A 17,670-nucleotide genomic window follows, 5' to 3' on the forward strand; every position below is an offset into this window, starting at 1 on the left:
GCGCGTAGGGTTGAGACAGGGTCGGGGTCGGAGAGAATTCGGTGACGCATGATGCCCTTTCTGCCCTTCTCTGGGCGCAATGCGGCGAGCGCAGAGGAGATCGGTGTGCGGGTGCTGGTGGTCGACGACGACGTGCATGTCGCCGAGACGGTGCGGCGGGTCCTGGCCAGCGAGGGATGGAATGTGGCCGTCTCGTCCGACGGCGTCGACGGATTGCGACGCGCCCGCGACGAACACTTCGATGCGATCGTCCTCGACATCGTGCTGCCGGGCCTCAACGGCTACGAGGTACTGCGTGAGCTGCGGAAGAGTTCGGTGTGGGTTCCGGTGGTGATGCTCTCGGCCAAGGACGGCGAATACGATCAGGCCGAGGCGCTCGACTACGGTGCCGACGACTACCTCCTCAAACCGTTCTCGGTGGTGGTGCTCAAGGCACATCTGCGCGCCGTGGTGCGCCGCGGAGTGCGTGAGCGCCCCGCGGTCCTGGAGGCCGGCGGCCTATCGGTCGATCCCGCGCAACGAAGCGTCGCGCGTGACGGCGAAACCATCGAGTTGACCCCGCGGGAGTTCTCCGTACTCGAGTACCTGATCCGCAACAAGGGCACAGTGGTGTCCAAAACCTCTATCCTCCAATCCATCTGGGATGAGAACTACGACGGCGACAACAACATCGTCGAGGTCTACATCCGCTATCTACGGCGCCGGATCGACGAGCCGTTCGGTGTGTCGTCGATCGAGACCATCCGCGGCGCCGGGTACCGACTCCGCGAGATCTGATGAAGCCGAACGACTTTCACGTTCCACCGATGATGCCGCCTTGCGCCGCTGCGACCCGATATCGCTGATCGGCAGTCGCAGCTCGATGCAGGCGCCCGCGGTGTCACCGTCCACGATGCGCACCTGTCCCCCATGCGCATTGACGATCTCGCGGACGATCGCGAGCCCCAGTCCGCTTCCGGTCACGTCGCGGCGGTCGGCGTCGAGGCGAGCGAACCGGTCGAAGACACGGTCTCGCTGTGCCCGCGGTATACCCGGGCCGTCGTCGCTCACCGTCACCACGGCCTCACTGCCCACCACCCGCAGGTGCAGCCAGATGGCCGTGCGCGCATAACGCACCGCATTGTCGGTGAGGTTGCGCAGTGCACGAGCCAGCATCTCGCGATCCCCGGACACACGAGCCGCCTCGATGTGCGAGTGGACGGCGAGCAGCGCTCGTGGGCGCAGTCGCGCAACCTCGGCACCCACGATGTCGTCGAGGTCGACCGCAGTCGACGCGATCGGCAGGCCTCGCTCGTCCGCGCGGGCCAGCAGCAGCAGGTCGTCGACGATCCGTTGCATCCTGCGGGCCTCCGGGAGCAGGACATTACGGACGGTCGTCACATCGAGGGCGGCGCCGGTGTCGTCGGCGAGGTCGAGAAGCCCGACGACGGTGGTCAGTGGACTGCGCAGTTCGTGCGAGGCGTCCCCGACAAACCGCTGCTGCGCCTGATGACTCGCATCGAGTCGCTGCAGCATCCCATTCATCGTGGTCGCCAGGGTGCGGATCTCGTCTTTCGCACGGGGCACCGGTACCCGCTGTTCGAGTTGGCTCGCGGTGATCTCGTTGACGCGCCGCGATATCCGCGACACCGACCGTAGCGACCGGCCGACAAGCAGATACACCGCGGCGGCGCCGAGCGCGACGATCACCGGCAATTCGACCGCCATCAGTGTCGCTGCGGTCCACTCACTGTCGCGGATACCCGAGGCGAGATCGAGTGCGACCACCTCGTAGTACTGCCCCTGATACTCGGCGCCGACGACGGTGGCACAGTACACCCCGCTGTATCCGGGAATCCGCACGTCGTCGGCGTAGTAGGGGTCGGCGACGTCGGCACCGGCGTGTGCCCCGTTCACATGGATGTGCTTGCCCGGTGCACCCGGAGACGCGGTCAGTACCACCCCGTCGGCGTTGCTCACCTGCACCATGTCGACGCCCGCGCCCGGCGCCAGATCGTCGGGGTCCACCGCCGCCACTCCTCCGCGCTGCACCGCGGTCGCGATCTGATACGCCTGACGTCCGGTGGCGCGGTACATCGACTCGGTGTTCGCCCGATGCACCAGCACGAGCATGAGCACGCCGCCGAGGACGAGCGCCACCGTCACCGTGATGGCCGCGATCAGTGTCGACTGTGTACGCACACCCCATCGAGGGGTCCGCTCGCACGCATCGAGAGATTCGCTCACAGTCAGTTCCGTTCCACACCTCGATGGCCGACCGGCCGAGGCGCTTGTGTGCCCGAGTGTATGCGCGTGCCGCGAGATGCAACCAGGACGGCATTTCAGCGATCCTTCAGGTTGCCGCGGGCACGGTGACAGAGTGACAGTCCACCGCACAGTTGCGTACCGCGTACTCGAACAGGCACGCCGGCACGGCGTCGCAACGGCATTCGGTGTCCACGGAGCAAACATCGAGGACGTGTACGCCGCCGCGCCGGAGGCACAGCTGCCCGTGGTGGTGGCCAAACACGAGTTCGCCGCCGGTGCCATGGCGGACGCGACGGCCCGCCTCGGGGGGCAGACCGGGATGGTGGTCACCACGTCGGGGGGCGGAGCAATGAATGTGGTTGCTGCGCTGGCTGAATCGTTCGACAGCCGGGTACCCGTGCTGGCCGTGATCGGAGCACCTCCCACCACACTGACCGGCCGCGGGGCATTCCAGGACATGCTCGCACCCCCCGACACCATCGATCTTCTCGGCGTGTTGCGCGGCGTCACGGGCCACTGCGCCCCGCTCGATTCGGCCACCGACCTCGATGCGGCCCTGACCAGCGCTTTCGACTGCCTCGACGACGACCGTCCCGCAGCACTGGTGATTCCCAAGGACATCCAGGCCGCCCCCGTCGGCGACTGTGACATCGGTTTGCGCACAACACCTCCCGCGCTGGATGTGGCGGCCATGTCGGCGATCGACGCACTCGCGAAGCGGCTCGCGGACGCGGTGCGACACGGCGATCGCGTGTGTATGTGGTTGGGCGAGGAGGTATCCCGGACACGGATCGGCCCCGCGCTGGCCGACCTCGCGAGTCGTCTGGACGCCACCGTGGTGGCCGCACCCGGCGGTGCCGACGCCACCGACAGCCTGCATCGTCACGCCGGTGTCACCGGGGTGATGGGACACCCTTCCGCGCAGCGCGCAATCGCCGAGTCGGCGGTCTGTTTGGTGATCGGGTGCCGCATGACGCTCACCGATCGGGCCGGTGTCGACGACGCGCTCGACGACGTCGACGTCCACCACATCGGGCGCTTCCCGCCGCGCCGGAAAACCCCGACCATCCCGGTGCGCTCGGTGGCCGCAGCAGTGCACCGGCTCGACGATGCGCTTTCTGCGCTGGGACTTCAGATCACCCGACCGGCGATTGCGGTGCGACGCGACACCCTGCGCACGCCCGCGGTTCCGGGGAACCCATATCCGTCGCTTGCCGACATCATGGCCGCGATCGGGGGTGCCCTTCCCACCGGGACCCGGGTTTTCGCCGACGCCGGCAACGTCGGCGCTGCGGCGGTTCACCACCTGACACCGCTCGTCGGCGGCCGCTTCGGTGTCGCGCTGGGCATGGGCGGCATGGGATATGCCGTCGCAGCCGCGATCGGCACCGCATTGGCCGACACCTCGAACCGCAGTGTGGTCATCGCCGGCGACGGCGCATTCTTCATGCACGGCATGGAATTTCACACCGCGATAGAGCATTCCGCTCCGGTGACGATGATCGTCCTGAACAACGACGCGCACGGCATGTGCGTCACCCGCGAGAACATCTACTTCCCGGACACGGCCAACGTCAACCGGTTTCAGCACACCGATATCGCCGCCGGCATGGCGTCGATGTTCTCCGGCCTCGACGTGCGCCACCCGAGCAACGCGGACGAACTCGGCGCCGACTGCGCCGAGCTGTTCACCGCAACCGGTCCCAACTGCCTCGTCGTCGAATGCCACAGCGACGAGGTACCCCCGTTCCTGCCGTTCCTCCCGAAAGGATCATGATGACCATTCATCCATCGCCGCTCGCCGATATCGGCGAGCAGGCCGCCGGCATCGACGGCCTCATGCGGATCGAGACCCATCCACGCTCGGTGGCCACCCCGGTCATTGTCGACATGCTCAGATCGGTGTACCCGCACGACCGGATCTACGGCGACTTCTGCCCCGTCCAGGGATACGTCGATGCACCGCCGGCCGAACTCTTCGAGTGGTTGTCCGACACGCGCTCCCTCGAGGAGTGGACGTACAGTCTGCGGGGCTTCGCCGAAACCGAGGAACCGGGGCTGTGGGTGGCCAAGGACATGCTCGGTGACGACACCGACATCTACACGCGCACCATCGCCCATCCCGAGTCGATGACCGTGGACTATCACTGCGCCTGGGATCAGGGCGCGCACCTCTGGATGATCTATCTCATGCGGGTGGTGGACGCGCAGATGGTCCTCGACAAACCCGGATCGGTTGTCCTGTGGACCAATTGCCGCCATCCGTTCTATGACCGCAATCCGTATCCGGAGACCGCGCCCGCCGGACGCCCGGTGTGGGTCGGGGACTTCTGGGACATGTTCTCCGCCGGACACCAACTCGAACTGAACAATCTCACCGCAATCGCCGAGTTCCGCCACGCACACGGACTCCCCCTGACCCCCGATTGGATGAAGCGATGACCACACCGACGCACACCACCACGGTGCTCCGCGACCTCGCGACCTATCTTCCCGAAAACCGCGTACCAGCAGACTATTTCGCGCAGTTCGCCGAGGGCGACGACTTGTCCGGGCACCAGATGTTCTCCGCGCCCCGGTTCCGCCACCACGCCGCCGACGGCGAATCGTCGGCAGACATGATGCTCTGCGCCACGCGCACCCTGGTGGAGCGGCACGGTCCCGACTACCTCGACGACGTGTCGGTGGTCCTCACCCACAGCCAGCTCCCCGAAGTTCCGGTGCGCGGCTGCGGTGGTGAGGTGGCCCACCGGCTCGGACTGCGGCCACGGACCGTGCTCGACGTGCACAACGGCGGGTGCGCCGCATTCATGCACATGATGGATCTCGCCGGATCGCTCCTGCGCGCCGACGGCGGCGGGACGGCCCTGTTGGCACTCGCGCAGAACAGTGCCGCGCAGATCTTCACGCAGCCTCAGGTGCGCGGCAAAGCGCAGGCCGGGATACCCGGAGACGGTGCTGCGGCGGCGGTGGTGTCGCTCGACGGCGCCGGTTCGCCGGTGCTCGGCCTGGCCTCCCACTCCTACGGTGAGTACGCCGCAGACATGACCTCGGTGTCGTACCCGTCGCGCAAGTACTGGGAGGCGGGCCCCGGTGAGATCCACATCGGCTTCACCGAGGCCAAGATCACCAAGGTCCTCGCCCGCGGTAACAGGATGGTGCCGGAGGTAGCGATGGAGGTGGCCGACGCGATCGGTGTTCCGACACCGGAATTGGACTGGTTCATCACCAATCAGCCCAACCGGATCTTCCTGCGCAACTGGCGAGATGCGCTGGAGTTGCCCCGCGAGCGGCACCCCGACACCTTCGACGAGTGCGGAAACCTGTTCGCGGTGGGCATCCCGGTCACCCTGGATGCGGCGATCACCGACGGGAGGATCGCACCCGACGACGTGGTGATGATGTCGGCGTTCGCGCACGCGGGTGACTTCGCCGCCGCTGCCGCGATCCGGTGGGGCGGGCGGCGATGACGTCATGACCCCACTCGTGCACGCGGTGGACCGCACCGCCGGTCCGGGCCGGGTGATTCTCGACCTCAACGAGTCGGCGTACGGTCCGCTGCCCGAGGTGGCGGCAGCGCTGAGCAGGGCAGTCGAAGAGGCGAACCGATATCCGGAGTTCCTCCCCGACACGACGCGGCGCACGATCGCCGCCCACATGGGTGTCGAGGAGGCACGGGTGACGGTCGGCGCCGGCGGGACCGGCGTGATCGCCGCCGCCCTGCAGATGAGTCTGCGAGACAACCCATACCACGTCACTGAAGCGCCCGAATTCGTCACGCCGACACCAACGTTCGGCGGGTACCCGCTCATCGCCCGCATGCTCGGCCTGCAGATGACCGGTGTACCGCTCGACGTGCTCGGACGCCCCGACCTCGACGCGGTGGCCGCTGCGGTCGGACCCCGCACCGTTGCGGTGGCGATCTGCTCACCGCACAACCCGACCGGCGCCGTCGTCGACTCGGGGGCACTGGCCGCTGTCCTCGGGTCGCTGCCCGACCGAGTGACGGTGATCGTCGATCAGGCCTACATCGAGTTCGCCTCCACGGCACCCGATCTAGAGCATCTGCTCGCCGCTCACCCGCGAATCGTCGTGGTGCGCACCTTCAGCAAGGCGTACGGACTGGCCGGTCTGCGCGTCGGCTACGGGATCGGTTCGCCCGAGACGATCACCGCGCTGCGCCAGTTCGAGATGCCCTTCGGTGTGGCGACACCGGCCGCCGCGGCGGTACCGGTATCGCTCGCGCAGCGATCGTCACTGGCTGCGCGGATCGCGCGAATGCGTTCGGAGCGAACCGAACTCGAACATCGCCTGCGCGCGGTGGGCGCTCGCCCGCTCGCGAGTGAGGCCAACTTCCTGTTCGTCCCGGGTGCCGCCGGAATCGCCCTTGGCGAGGTCTTGACGGCGTGCGGGGTGGCCGTCAAACAGTACCGGCCCTACGGTGTGCGGATCACGGTGGGCGACGTCACCGACACCGATGCACTGCTCCGGGCACTGCATACGGTGGCGGCGACTGCCTCGTGAGTTCTCGCTCCTGACCGCAGACTCAGGCCTGCAGCGTCAGACTCAGTCCTGCAGCGTCAGAGGACCTTCTCGATGTCGTCGGTCAGCTTCTCCGGTTTGACCGTCGGCGCGAACCGGTCGACCACCTGCCCGGACCGGTCGACGAGGAACTTGGTGAAGTTCCACTTGACCCGGTTGCCGAGGACGCCGGACTTCTGTTCGCGCAGCCACCTGAACAGCGGATGCGCGTCATCACCGTTGACATCGACCTTCGCGAACATCGGGAAGGTGACGTCGTAGTTGAGGGAGCAGAAGTTCTTGATCTCCTCCTCGTCACCGGGTTCCTGGTGGGCGAACTGGTCGCACGGGAAGCCGAGCACCACCAGTCCGCTGTCCTTGTAGGTGCGGCTGAGTTCCTCGAGTCCGGTGTACTGCGGTGTGAATCCGCATTTCGACGCCGTGTTGACAATCAACAACGGCTGCCCCTTGTAGACACTCAGGTCCACCGGGTTGCCGTCGATGTCGGTTGCGGTGAAATCGTAGGCGGATGTCATGCTTCTCCTGTCCGGCACGTGTTTCGGCCTCTGAGACAAGGGTAATCAGTAATTGACGGCCCGGATCGGTCCCGGATTCCACAACCCGCCGTGCACGTCGGTGGTGACGGTCAGCTGCGCGGTCTTCTGCGGCACCAGCGGGGTGAGGCTCTGCAGCATGCCCCAATCCTTGGCCCAGTCATTGCGCAGGTACGACGGCAGCACCGTCGGCGACACGAGGTTGTCGACGATGCCCAAGGGACCGCCGGCGTCGCCGGCCATCCAGCGCTGCGAGTTGACGCGTTCACCCTCACGGTCCGGCGAGATTCGCCACTGCGGTGTCTCGAGGACACCGTTGTGAACCTCGGCGGGGCGCTGGCACGGGAATGCCAGACCGGCCTCCCAGTCGATCATCACCGGCGCCTCGCGACCCACGAGGCTGTCGAGGGTCACCATCTTCGAGACGCGCGGCGGCGTCACCGCCAGCCACTGGTCGGCGTTGGTGGAGGTGTCCTCGGCCACCACGCGCACCACGGTGGCACCGGTCGGCGCCTTGTCGAGCGGGAAGCGCAGGTTACGCCACGCGGGGGCACCTCCGATGTCGAGCGGTGTCATCATTCCGGCCGGCACCACGGCACCGTCGGGTTGCACCCGGCCGAACTGCAGACGCACCGGCTGGCCGCTGCGTGTCACGGCGAGATCATCGACGTAGGTGACCTGCCCGGCCACCGACATGGTGATGAGCGGGGCGTCGGCCGAGCGAGCCGGAAGCTGATACCAGTCGGAGGTGAGTGTGCCTGTACCGGTGGGTGATCCGTAGGTGCCGAGCACAGGCGTCTGCTGCGGCGAGAGACCGAAGGGCAGCTTCACCATCGATCCGTTGACCCCGGTGACCCCGGTGGTACCGCCCTGGGTGTCCGACGACGGGCTCGTCGACCCGGTGGTGTCCTCCTTGGTGGGGTCGTTCTGGGTGCGATCCACCTCGGGCGACGACGAGCCGCCCGTCTCCTGTGAATCAGTGTCGTCGTCGGACAGATCTGATCCCACACCGTTCGGGGAGAATCCGGTCATGCCCTGCCCGGCCAACGCCTGTCCCGGGCTCGGATTGTTCTGTCCGGCAACCGCAGCCGGCCGCAGCAAACCGACGTTGGGGTCGGCCTCCACCAGTACCGCGTCGGCCAGCGCACACGGATGTCCGCGCAGCGCATCCACGTTCGAACTCAGCCACGACCATGAGTGCCGTTGTGTCCAATCGGCTTTGGCGAAGGACACCAAGGTGAACGCGAGCATGATGGTCGAGACCACGATGATCGACGGGCTCCGCAGGACCGACGTCCACGAACGCCGCTGCGCCGCACCGCCGCCACGCCGCACGTCCTCGGAGACGTAGTCGTCGCGGAAGTGTTGCCACAGCCCGAGCAGCGTGAGCGCCACCGCCACCGCGAGAAGCACCGACCAGATCGGGATGCCGCGGACCTCGGGCACCGCATCGCCCCACGGGATGCCGTAACTGCCCACGTACCACCACTGGTTGCGGCCGGTGAACGCGAGCGCCAGCACGTAGAAGCACGCCGCGGCGAACAGGGTGCGGTTGCGGCGCCGGTGCATCACCGATCGGTCCACGCAGGCCGTGGCCACCGCCGCCAGAGCACCCGCGATGCACGCGTACACGCCCATCTGATGTGTCCACTTGGTGGGCAGGAACGCCATCATCACCGCGGTACCGGCGACCGTCGCCACCAGCCGCCAGGTGGGGGCCGACGCGATGCCCGGCAGCCGCCGCCGGTGCAGCAGCATCACCACCACGAGAATCAGGCAGACGAAGGTGATGAGTACCCCGAATCGCCGCGCGATGCCGCCGTCGGCCGTGGGGTTCATCAGCATGTAGTAGCGCATGCCCTCTTCCCACCATTTGTTGGTGGGACCGACCGCCGAGTTGACCCTGATGGCCTCCATGATCGAGGCGGGGGTCTGGTCGGCGAAGATCTCGTACAACACCGCCAGGCCCGCGGCCCCGATCGGTATCAGGATGGGCCACAGACCGTCTCGGCGTCGCCGGATCATCAGCCGTTTGAGGAGCGGCCGGATTCCGGCGATCAGGGGGATGGCGGCGATCACGCCGGTCGGGTGGATGGTCAGCGTGAATGCGGCCACCACCACGGCCACCGAGAGTGGGAAGAACCGGCCGCTGGCGATGGCCCGTTCCACCAGCACCCACGACAGCAGCGTGCCCACGGCAATGATCGGTTCCACCCGCAGACCGTTGTTGAACGGCATCCACACCGCGAGGAACACCAGCGCCGCCGCCCAGGTGGCCGACGTGGAGCGCCGTACCGCCTCGCCGAGCCGGGGAATCGCCACCCGGCTGATGAGCCACCAGCCGACCATCGCGTAGAGGAACGGCAGCAGACGCAGCCACGGCGTGGCGGTGCTGACCTCCATCCACAGCGACAGATACTGGTAGTGCCATCCGAAGGGATCTTGCGGCACACCGTAATAGCGGTAGTAGTTGTCGAGGTATCCGGCGTTGCGAGCGATCCGGCCGACGGTGACCTGATAGCCGTCGTCGGCGGTGTTGCCGCCGACGAACAGCCAGATCAGCAGGATCAGGGTGACGAACCCGTCCACCCAGCGCGGCCGCCACCACCGACGCGGCAACGGCGCCAGGAATCCGCGGCCGTCGCGCGCGTCGAGCACCGCCAGGGCGAGCATCGACGCGACCGTCATCAGGATGCCGATCACCATCACCCAGAACTTCAGTGTGGTCGGCGTGGAGACGAACCGGGTGTCGAGGGTGGCGCGGAAGCTCAGTCCGTCGGTGGCGGTGCCGGCGGGGAGTTGGGAGTAGACGCCGATGATCTGCGGGCGGGCGGTGGGATCGCGCAGGTCGAAGGATTCAAGGGTGTTGTCGCCGGCGGCGAGGTTCTCGAAGCGGCCCGCCGCGCCCTGCCCGTCGGCGTGGATGACGATCCGACAGTCCGGGGCCGCTTGTGCCGGCGCGCGAGGTGCGCTGAGCAGCACGATGTTTCGTTGCGTCACCTGCAGCGAGTCGCGCGTGGCGCGGACGAAGAGACCCACCTTGTTCGCGTCGGGCGCGTTCCACGGAACCGTCGACACGATCACCCCGCCGTCAGCCGGCAGGTCTGCACCGAGCGCGCACGGCACTACGATGTCCATCGATACCGGCGCGAACGACACGCTGGGCGCCGCGACGCTGCCCACCGAGTTCTGTTGCGGCCAGTTCACTTCGGTCTTGGTGACGTTGACGGGCAGGAACGGCGTCAGCACCGCGAGTGCGATGCCGATCAGTCCCGCGACCACTGCGACGAGTTTCGCGATCCGGATGCGCCGGTCGGTGCCGCCCGTCGTCGACGTCGGCTCGGGTTGCTTGCTCTGGTCCACCACCGTCTCACTCACCTTGCGGCACCACCTGCATCGCTCCGGGCCTGTCCCAACCCCACCGCGTGACCGTGCCGGTCGACACGGCTGCGGGTACCGCGTCGGGCACCAGCGGTGTCAGTTGCTGCAGGCTCCCCCAGTCCCGGTACCAGTCGTTGTCGAGGTAGGTGGCCACCGTCGCCGGTGACGTGAGCGCCTCCGCCGTGGTGAGCAGGCCACCGTTGACCGTCGCCATCCACGTCTTGGACTGCGAGTTGGCGATCGACGGTTCGGGCAGGATGCGCCACTGCGGGATCTGGTTGATCCCGTTGGCCGCGGTCATGGGGTGCTGACACGGGAAGGCCGCGCCCACCGCGAAGTCGACCAGCACCGGTGACGTCGAACCCACCATGCGCTGAAGTGTCTCGAGCCGGGGCGCGCGCGGCGGGGTGATGGCCAGCCACTGGTCGGGGTCGAGGTTGTTGTCCTTGGCGACGATGCGCATGGCGGTGGCCCGCGGGGGCACCCAGGCCATTGGGATGCGGAGGTTGCGCCACGGACGGTTGGCGTCGTTGTCGGCGTCGATCGGGATCACCGGCGCACCCACCTCGTCGAAGTCGTTGCCGCGCTGCACACCGAACTCCACCTGCAGCGACTGCCCGTAGGTGGCCACCCCGTCGGGATCGGTCGAGGCGATCGCGCCGGCCGCGGTGATCACGATCAGCGGTGAGGCATCGCGGGCGGGCAGTTGATACCAGCCGGTGGTCAGCGACGCCTGACCGTCGGTGGCGCCGTAGCTCCCCATCACCGGTGTGGTCTCCGGGTTCAGCCCGAACGGGAGCGCCGCGGTGCTGCCGTTGACACCCTTCGGGCCGGTTCCACCGGTGGTGCCGGGGCTCGCCCCGGAGACGATGAACGTCTTCGACAGATCCGCCGAGGTGTTCTGCGTGCCCGGCTTCATCGATCCCGCCTTCGGCGTCAGGTCGGCGGCCACACCCTGCGGGCTGAATCCGCGCGATTTGCCCTCCAGCGTGGTCGAGATGTTCGCGCCGCCCACCGGGGCGAGTGTGCCGTCGTTGGTATTCGTTTCGGCCAGAACGTAATCGGCCATACCGCAACCACCGGTCAAGGCGTTGACGTTGCCTTTGAACACAGAGTAGGTGTCGGCTCGTGCAGCGGCCGCTTTGGCAAACACGGCGAGTTCGGCGATCAACACGATCACCGCGATCACCGCGATGGGCGAGGACGCGACGGCGATACGCCACCGCTTGGGCGGTTTGCCCGCGTCGTGATGCAGGCCCGTGTCGGAGACGTAATCGAGTCGCAGGTGCTGCCAGAGCGCCACGGCCAGCGCGATCGCGGCGAGGACGAGCAGCACCGACGACACCTGGACGCCCGCGACCACGGGGGCCTTGTCGAACCAGGAGATGCCGAAATCGTATGACCACGGCCAGGCGTTCTTGCCCGCTGCCGCGGCCGCACAGGCGACGAGCAGTCCCGCCACCAGGATCGAGAGATTGCGCGTATTGCGAAGCGCCACTTGCTCGATACCGACGCAGGCCACCGCGGCGAGGGCTGCGGCCAAGCCGGCCCAGATGCCGAACTGGATGGTCCATTTGGTGGGTGTCAGCGAGAGCAGGCCGATGGTGATGAGCACCGCACCGGTGACCCGCCATACCGGGCCGCTGTCGACACCGCTGATTCGCTTGCGGCGCAACATGATGGCCAGCACGACGAACAGTGACACCGCGAGCAGCAGCACCGGCACCCGGCGGGTGAGGGCGCCGTCACGGGTGGTGACCGCGAGGAAGTAGTACCGCAGCAACTCCTGATACCAGCCGAGGGTGGGCCCCACCGTGTAGCGCACCCGGATCGCCTCGAACACCGACGCGAGGGTCTGGTCGCGGAACACGATGATGAGCACGATGGCCGGTGCCGCCAGCAGCGGCGCCAGCAGGGAGGCGAGGCCCGATTCGCGGCGTCGTCGCACCAGGATGCGCAGCATCGGACGGGCGCCGGTGATGAGCAGCGCGATGGCGATGACCCCGGTGGGTGCGGTGGCGAGGGTGAGCGCGGCGGCGAACGCCGCACCGGCGGCGGGCAGCATGCGGCGCGTTGCGATGGCCTGCTCCACACCCCACCAGGTGAGCAGGCTGCCCAGCACCACGACGCCTTCGCTGCGCAGACCCGAGGCCATCGGTAGCCAGAAGGCGAGGAAGACGGCTGCGGCGGTGAGCATCGCCCAGCAGGACGTGCGCACCGACCGTCCGAGTCGGGGCAACAGCACGCGGCTGAGTACGAACCAGCTGACCAGACCGATGATCAGCGACGGGATCCGCATCCACACACCGGTCGCCGACACCGTCGACCAGTGCGCCAGGAAGTCGTAGTACCAGTCGAACGGCGCCTCGGGGATGCCGTAGTAGCGGTAATAGTCGGCCAGGTAGCCGGCCCGGGCGGCGTTGCGGCCCATGTTGAGGATGTAGCCGTCGTCGGGTGATCCGGCGCCCAGGAAGTGCCACACCAGCAGAACCGCGGTGACGGCGACATCGGTGACGCGGGGCCTTAGCAGGGCCAGCCACCGCACCCGTCCGATGCGGCGGTGATAGCCGTAGAGGTAGTCCAGCGCGGCGAGTGCCGCCAGCGCGACTATCGCCGCGAGCACGCCGACCACCATGACGATCCACTTGATGATCGACGGTGATGAGTCGAACCGGTCGTCGACCACGATGCGCACCTGCAACCCTTGCGCGGCCGCGACCTGGGAGGTGGAGAGGTCGGTGAACAGCCCCGACACCTGCGGGCGATGACCCGGTTCGGCGATCTGGGCGGGGCCGGCGCCGACGAAACGGGCGCCGGTCTGCGCGGCCGACGACCAGATGTGCAGTTCCTGGCAGCGCGACAGATCGGAGCGCGGGGCACTGGCGATGGTGTCGCCCCGCGCGGAGACGGTGACGGTGTTGGCGTCGGCGGTGACGATCAGCGCCGATTCGCGCTGCTGCTTGGCACCCGACGGCATGGTGGCCAGAACGGTGCTTGTCGTGTCGGTGTCCAGCTCACGCAGCACGTCGCAGGGGATGGTGACGTCGAGGTTCTGGGGGATCTGCGCGACGAGGGGGGCGGTGATGTCGGGGGTGCTCGACGACAGTTGCTGTCCCTGCGGCCACGTGACGGTGGCCGTGGTGGTGACGACGGGCAGGAACGGGGTGAGGACCGCGGCGACGATCGCGGTGATGCCGGCGACCACCGCGACGAGCGCCGTCGTTCGAGGTGAGAGGCGCTGTGCGCGGGTGGTCGGATCGTCGGATCGAGGGGGCACCGGCCCCGGGGTGGTCGCGTCCGCCGATCTGCTCACCTCGCGAATGCTAGTCAGCGACCCTGTGACGATCCCAAACCACCCCAACCGTCGAGCGTGCCCACATCCGCGTCGAGCGTGCCCAGATCCGCGTCGAGCGTGCCCACATCCGCGCCGAGCGTGCCCAGATCCGCGTCGAGCGTGCCCGGATCCGCGTCGAGCGTGCCCGGAACAAGGTCCTTCGACGGCGGAATGTCCGAAATGCACGGCTCATGCACGACTGCGGCCATGTCGGCAGACTCGATAACGGTGGGTCCGAGTCCCCGACAGATCGTCGCGCGGCTCCTCGGACCCATGGAGAGGATGACGTGACGACAACCGTCAACGCATACCAGGCGACCGCCGCCGATCAGCCACTGTCGAAGACCACCGTCGAGCGACGCGAGCTGGGCCCCCGCGACGTGCTCATCGATGTGGCGTTCGCGGGCATCTGCCATTCCGACATCCACACCGCCCGCAACGAGTGGGGAAACACCACCTACCCGGTGGTGCCCGGCCACGAGATCGCAGGCCTCGTCGCCGACGTCGGTTCGGAGGTCACCCGGCACAAGGTCGGCGACCGCGTCGGCGTGGGCTGCTTTGTCGACTCCTGCGGCGAATGCGAAGCCTGCAAGAACGGTGACCAGCAGTACTGCTTCGCGGGCGTCGTGCAGACCTACAACTCCAAGACCTACGACGGCGAGTTCACCCACGGCGGCTATTCGGAGAAGATCGTCGTCACCGAGGACTTCGTACTCAAGATCCCCGACGGCATCGACCTCGACGTTGCCGCGCCGCTGCTCTGCGCGGGAATCACGCTGTACGCACCGCTGACCCATTGGCGTGCCGGGCCGGGCAAGAAGGTCGCGATCATCGGCATGGGTGGACTCGGACACATCGGGGTCAAGATCGCCCACGCGCTCGGCGCCGAGGTGACGGTGCTCAGCCAGACGCTGAGCAAGCAGGACGACGGTCGACGATTCGGTGCCGACCACTACTACGCCACCGGTGACCCGGAGACCTTCACGACGCTGCGCAACGAGTTCGACCTGATCATCAACACCGTGTCGGTGAATCTCGATCTGGACCAGTACCTCTCGCTGCTCGCGATCGACGGCACCCTCGTCGAACTCGGCGTTCCCGAGCATCCGCTGCAGGTCAAGGCCTTCTCGCTACTGGGTAACCGACGCTCACTGGCGGGATCGATGGTCGGCGGCATTCCCGCGACCCAGGACATGCTCGACTTCTGCGCCGAACACGGGATCGGGGCCGAGATCGAGAAGATCAGCGCCGACGAGATCAACGCCGCCTACGACAGGGTGGTCGACAGCGACGTGCGCTACCGCTTCGTGATCGACGCCGCCACGCTGAACTAGGGCACGCTCGACCCGGATCCGGGCACGCTCGACGGGGAAGTGGGCACGCTCGACGGGGATGCGGGCACGCTCAACCGGATCCGGGCACGCTCGACCGAGATCCGGCAAACGCGCGCCGCACCGGAGGCTGTGGGACCGTTTACCCATGAGCAGCCCCGAGTTCGATGTGAACAAGCTGTTCCCCGGCAAGTTCTTCATCAGCACCACACTCGACGTGCTCGAGTCGAAGAAGAAGATGACCGGCCATCTGCGACGCCGATTCATCCAGCGCGCCGCGATGGCCGGCATCATCATCGCGATCTTCTACGTGATCAACTACACGATCGTCGGCGCCTTTGACGCGATGGGCAGCACCACCGCGCAGCTTCACGCGGTGGGCAAGCTCATCGGGGCGTTGGCGTTCGGCTGGGCGCTGGTGTTCATCTACTACTCGAAGTCCGAACTCCTGACGTCGAACATGATGATCGTCTCGGTGGGAACCTACTACCGACGCGTGACTCCGATGCTGGTCCTTCGCATCCTGGGATTCTGCTATCTGGGCAACATCCTCGGCGGCCTGCTGATCGCGGCCCTGCTTCGCGGAACCACGCTGATCCGCGGCCCGGTGTTGGAGGCGATGAACCATTCCGTGGCCGTGAAGACCGGATATCTCGACGCCGGGTTCAGCGGGTGGCTCGACCTGTTCATCCGAGCGATCCTCTGCAACTTCATGATCAACCTCGCGATGTTGCTCGTGTACAACGGCTACCTCACCGAGGACATCGCCAAGTGCATGACGATGATCACCGCGGTGTTCGTGTTCGCATTCCTCGACTTCGAGCATTCGGTGGCCAACACGGTCCTGTTCATGATCGTGGGACTGCAGGACGGCATCAATGTCGGTGCCGCGCTGGGAAATCTGGGCATCGTCCTGCTGGGAAACCTGGTCGGCGGCGGTGTGCTCATCGGCTTCTACTACGCGTGGGTCAACGACGAGCGCGACACCCACCTCGTGCACCTGCGGCGTCATCGCCACTGATCCGATTCACCAGGACGAAGGCGGGGATCACTGACGCGCACATCGCCCTTGTCGCGCGTTGCGGTTGCGTCACGGTCCCGCCGCGATGGACGCGACGCGACGGCGGCAGCCTACGGTGGCTTTAGGCCCCCGGCGAAGTGCTTTCGTCGACGGTCCATCCATGAAGCAGCCGTGGAATGCGTCCGCCAAGGATCGGGGCCCCCACAACAGAGGAGTTGCAGGGTGATCGGAACCATCATCAGCGCGATCGTCGTCGGCTTGATCATCGGCGCGCTGGCCCGTCTCGTCATGCCGGGCAAACAGGACATCGGCATCATCATGACCATCGTGCTCGGTGTCGTCGGCTCGTTGCTCGGCTCGTGGCTCACGTACCAGTTCGGCTACAGCAACAGCAACGGCGGTTGGGAGGTCATTCCCTTCATCGTCGGCGTCGTGGTGGCGATCGCACTCATCGCCGCCTACCTGTCGATCAGGGGCCGCACGGTACGTCAGTAACCCCGAGCGGCTCATTCGTGGCCGGACGGCCGGACCTGATTCCGACTGTCCGGCCACAGTCGTTGCACAGGGATCTTGCAGCACCCGCGGATACCGTTGATCGCATGAACTCCACGCTCAGCACCGAACCCGTCGCCGGCATCGTCGCCGACCTCTACGACAAGGCCCACGCCCACACCGACGGTCCGCCACGCCGAGCCGGAAGACACGTCGGAGCAGATCCGCACATGTCGGCAGCCGAACGCGCCGACGCCGCCGCCGAGCGGTACATGGCCGTGAGCCCCGCAGCAGGGCGCCTGATGTACTCGCTGGTACGCAGCTCGCGACCCGAGATCGTCGTGGAATTCGGGATGTCCTACGGCATCTCGACACTCCATCTCGCAGCGGCCTTGCGCGACAACGGGACCGGACATGTCTACACCACCGAACTCAACGCCAAGAAGATCGCCACCGCCGGTGCAACGTTCGCCGACGCGGGTCTCGGCGATCTGATCACCATCCTCGACGGCGATGCCATCGAGACGTTGTCCACCGTCGACGAGACCGTCGGCTTCGTCTTTCTGGACGGCTGGAAAGAGATGTACCTACCCGTGCTCCGGCTTCTTGAACCCAAGCTGCGCCCGGGCACCCTGATCCTCGCTGACAACACCGAAAGTCCGGGTCTCACCGACTACTTGGAACGCGTCCGGAATCCTAGTGTCGCGTTTCGTTAGTTGGTTTTCGGTTGAGCTTTCTTGAGAATCTCCTCGACCGGTTTCGTCCACACGAAGGGGTGTTTGCGGTCGT

14 protein-coding genes are annotated in these 17,670 nt (G+C 66.9%); 9 read left to right on the forward strand and 5 right to left on the reverse strand.

What is annotated here, in order from left to right; all coding sequences use genetic code 11:
- Window positions 1–105: 105 nt before the first annotated feature.
- Window positions 106–777 carry a response regulator transcription factor gene (locus ACWDSI_RS19210; RefSeq protein WP_449748664.1) on the forward strand — a complete coding sequence of 224 codons (672 nt, stop codon included), beginning with the start codon at window positions 106–108 and terminating at the stop codon, window positions 775–777.
- On the opposite strand, the gene ACWDSI_RS19215 is transcribed toward ACWDSI_RS19210, so the two are convergent.
- The gene (locus ACWDSI_RS19215) at window positions 694–2,181 is read right to left on the reverse strand and encodes a HAMP domain-containing sensor histidine kinase (protein WP_449757499.1); all 1,488 of its coding nucleotides are present in this window, start codon (window positions 2,179–2,181) and stop codon (window positions 694–696) included. The two genes, ACWDSI_RS19210 and ACWDSI_RS19215, sit on opposite strands and share 84 nt — an antisense overlap.
- A gap of 178 nt (window positions 2,182–2,359) precedes the next feature.
- On the opposite strand from ACWDSI_RS19215, the gene ACWDSI_RS19220 reads away from it, so the two are divergent.
- From ACWDSI_RS19220 to ACWDSI_RS19235, 4 genes are read left to right on the forward strand one after another with little or no spacing between them, the layout of a single operon-like run.
- Window positions 2,360–4,024, forward strand: coding sequence for a thiamine pyrophosphate-binding protein (locus ACWDSI_RS19220; protein WP_449757500.1), 1,665 nt, complete (start codon window positions 2,360–2,362; stop codon window positions 4,022–4,024).
- Window positions 4,024–4,689, forward strand: coding sequence for an SRPBCC family protein (locus tag ACWDSI_RS19225; RefSeq protein ID WP_449757501.1), 666 nt, complete (start codon window positions 4,024–4,026; stop codon window positions 4,687–4,689). Before ACWDSI_RS19220 ends, ACWDSI_RS19225 begins: the two co-directional genes overlap by 1 nt.
- A complete protein-coding gene (locus tag ACWDSI_RS19230; protein ID WP_449757502.1) occupies window positions 4,686–5,717 on the forward strand; it encodes a 3-oxoacyl-ACP synthase III family protein in 1,032 nt (343 codons plus the stop codon). Before ACWDSI_RS19225 ends, ACWDSI_RS19230 begins: the two co-directional genes overlap by 4 nt.
- A gap of 4 nt (window positions 5,718–5,721) precedes the next feature.
- Entirely contained in the window at window positions 5,722–6,771 is a 1,050-nt protein-coding gene (locus ACWDSI_RS19235; protein ID WP_449757503.1) for a pyridoxal phosphate-dependent aminotransferase, read from the forward strand.
- Between the two features lie 56 nt (window positions 6,772–6,827).
- Here the strand turns inward: ACWDSI_RS19235 and ACWDSI_RS19240 are convergent, their stop codons facing one another.
- The 4 genes from ACWDSI_RS19240 to ACWDSI_RS19255 are packed head-to-tail and all read right to left on the reverse strand — an operon-like array spanning window position 6,828 to window position 14,246.
- Entirely contained in the window at window positions 6,828–7,304 is a 477-nt protein-coding gene (locus tag ACWDSI_RS19240) for a glutathione peroxidase (RefSeq protein WP_449748619.1), read from the reverse strand.
- Window positions 7,305–7,349: 45 nt separating this feature from the next.
- Window positions 7,350–10,688 (reverse strand): arabinosyltransferase domain-containing protein, encoded by a 3,339-nt coding sequence (locus tag ACWDSI_RS19245; protein ID WP_449757506.1) that lies wholly within the window; start codon window positions 10,686–10,688, stop codon window positions 7,350–7,352.
- A 4-nt stretch (window positions 10,689–10,692) separates the two neighbouring features.
- Window positions 10,693–13,980 carry an arabinosyltransferase domain-containing protein gene (locus ACWDSI_RS19250; RefSeq protein WP_449757507.1) on the reverse strand — a complete coding sequence of 1,096 codons (3,288 nt, stop codon included), beginning with the start codon at window positions 13,978–13,980 and terminating at the stop codon, window positions 10,693–10,695.
- Window positions 13,981–14,030: 50 nt separating this feature from the next.
- Window positions 14,031–14,246: a hypothetical protein gene (locus ACWDSI_RS19255; protein WP_449748621.1), complete on the reverse strand. Its 216-nt coding sequence runs from the start codon at window positions 14,244–14,246 to the stop codon at window positions 14,031–14,033.
- 78 nt (window positions 14,247–14,324) lie between these two features.
- Here ACWDSI_RS19255 and ACWDSI_RS19260 point away from each other — a divergent pair, with 78 nt between their 5' ends.
- From ACWDSI_RS19260 to ACWDSI_RS19275, 4 genes are all read left to right on the forward strand, one after another.
- A complete protein-coding gene (locus ACWDSI_RS19260) occupies window positions 14,325–15,371 on the forward strand; it encodes an NAD(P)-dependent alcohol dehydrogenase (RefSeq protein WP_449748622.1) in 1,047 nt (348 codons plus the stop codon).
- A 145-nt stretch (window positions 15,372–15,516) separates the two neighbouring features.
- The gene (locus ACWDSI_RS19265) at window positions 15,517–16,389 is read left to right on the forward strand and encodes a formate/nitrite transporter family protein (RefSeq protein WP_449748623.1); all 873 of its coding nucleotides are present in this window, start codon (window positions 15,517–15,519) and stop codon (window positions 16,387–16,389) included.
- A gap of 222 nt (window positions 16,390–16,611) precedes the next feature.
- Complete coding sequence (locus tag ACWDSI_RS19270; RefSeq protein WP_449748624.1) at window positions 16,612–16,884, forward strand: GlsB/YeaQ/YmgE family stress response membrane protein; 273 nt, start codon at window positions 16,612–16,614, stop codon at window positions 16,882–16,884.
- 104 nt (window positions 16,885–16,988) lie between these two features.
- Window positions 16,989–17,597 (forward strand): O-methyltransferase, encoded by a 609-nt coding sequence (locus ACWDSI_RS19275; protein WP_449757504.1) that lies wholly within the window; start codon window positions 16,989–16,991, stop codon window positions 17,595–17,597.
- The last annotated feature ends 73 nt before the right edge of the window (window positions 17,598–17,670 follow it).

The sequence above is a fragment of the Gordonia sp. NPDC003429 genome, from assembly GCF_053588575.1.

Bases quoted from the DNA above. Each gene is read 5' to 3' on its own strand.
- ACWDSI_RS19225 (WP_449757501.1), top strand. From the start codon at position 4,024: ATGACCATTCATCCATCGCCGCTCGCCGATATCGGCGAGCAGGCCGCC.
- ACWDSI_RS19230 (WP_449757502.1), top strand. From the start codon at position 4,686: ATGACCACACCGACGCACACCACCACGGTGCTCCGCGACCTCGCGACC.
- ACWDSI_RS19235 (WP_449757503.1), top strand. From the start codon at position 5,722: ATGACCCCACTCGTGCACGCGGTGGACCGCACCGCCGGTCCGGGCCGG.
- ACWDSI_RS19240 (WP_449748619.1), bottom strand. From the start codon at position 7,304: ATGACATCCGCCTACGATTTCACCGCAACCGACATCGACGGCAACCCG.
- ACWDSI_RS19255 (WP_449748621.1), bottom strand. From the start codon at position 14,246: ATGGCCGCAGTCGTGCATGAGCCGTGCATTTCGGACATTCCGCCGTCG.
- ACWDSI_RS19265 (WP_449748623.1), top strand. From the start codon at position 15,517: ATGAGCAGCCCCGAGTTCGATGTGAACAAGCTGTTCCCCGGCAAGTTC.
- ACWDSI_RS19275 (WP_449757504.1), top strand. From the start codon at position 16,989: ATGAACTCCACGCTCAGCACCGAACCCGTCGCCGGCATCGTCGCCGAC.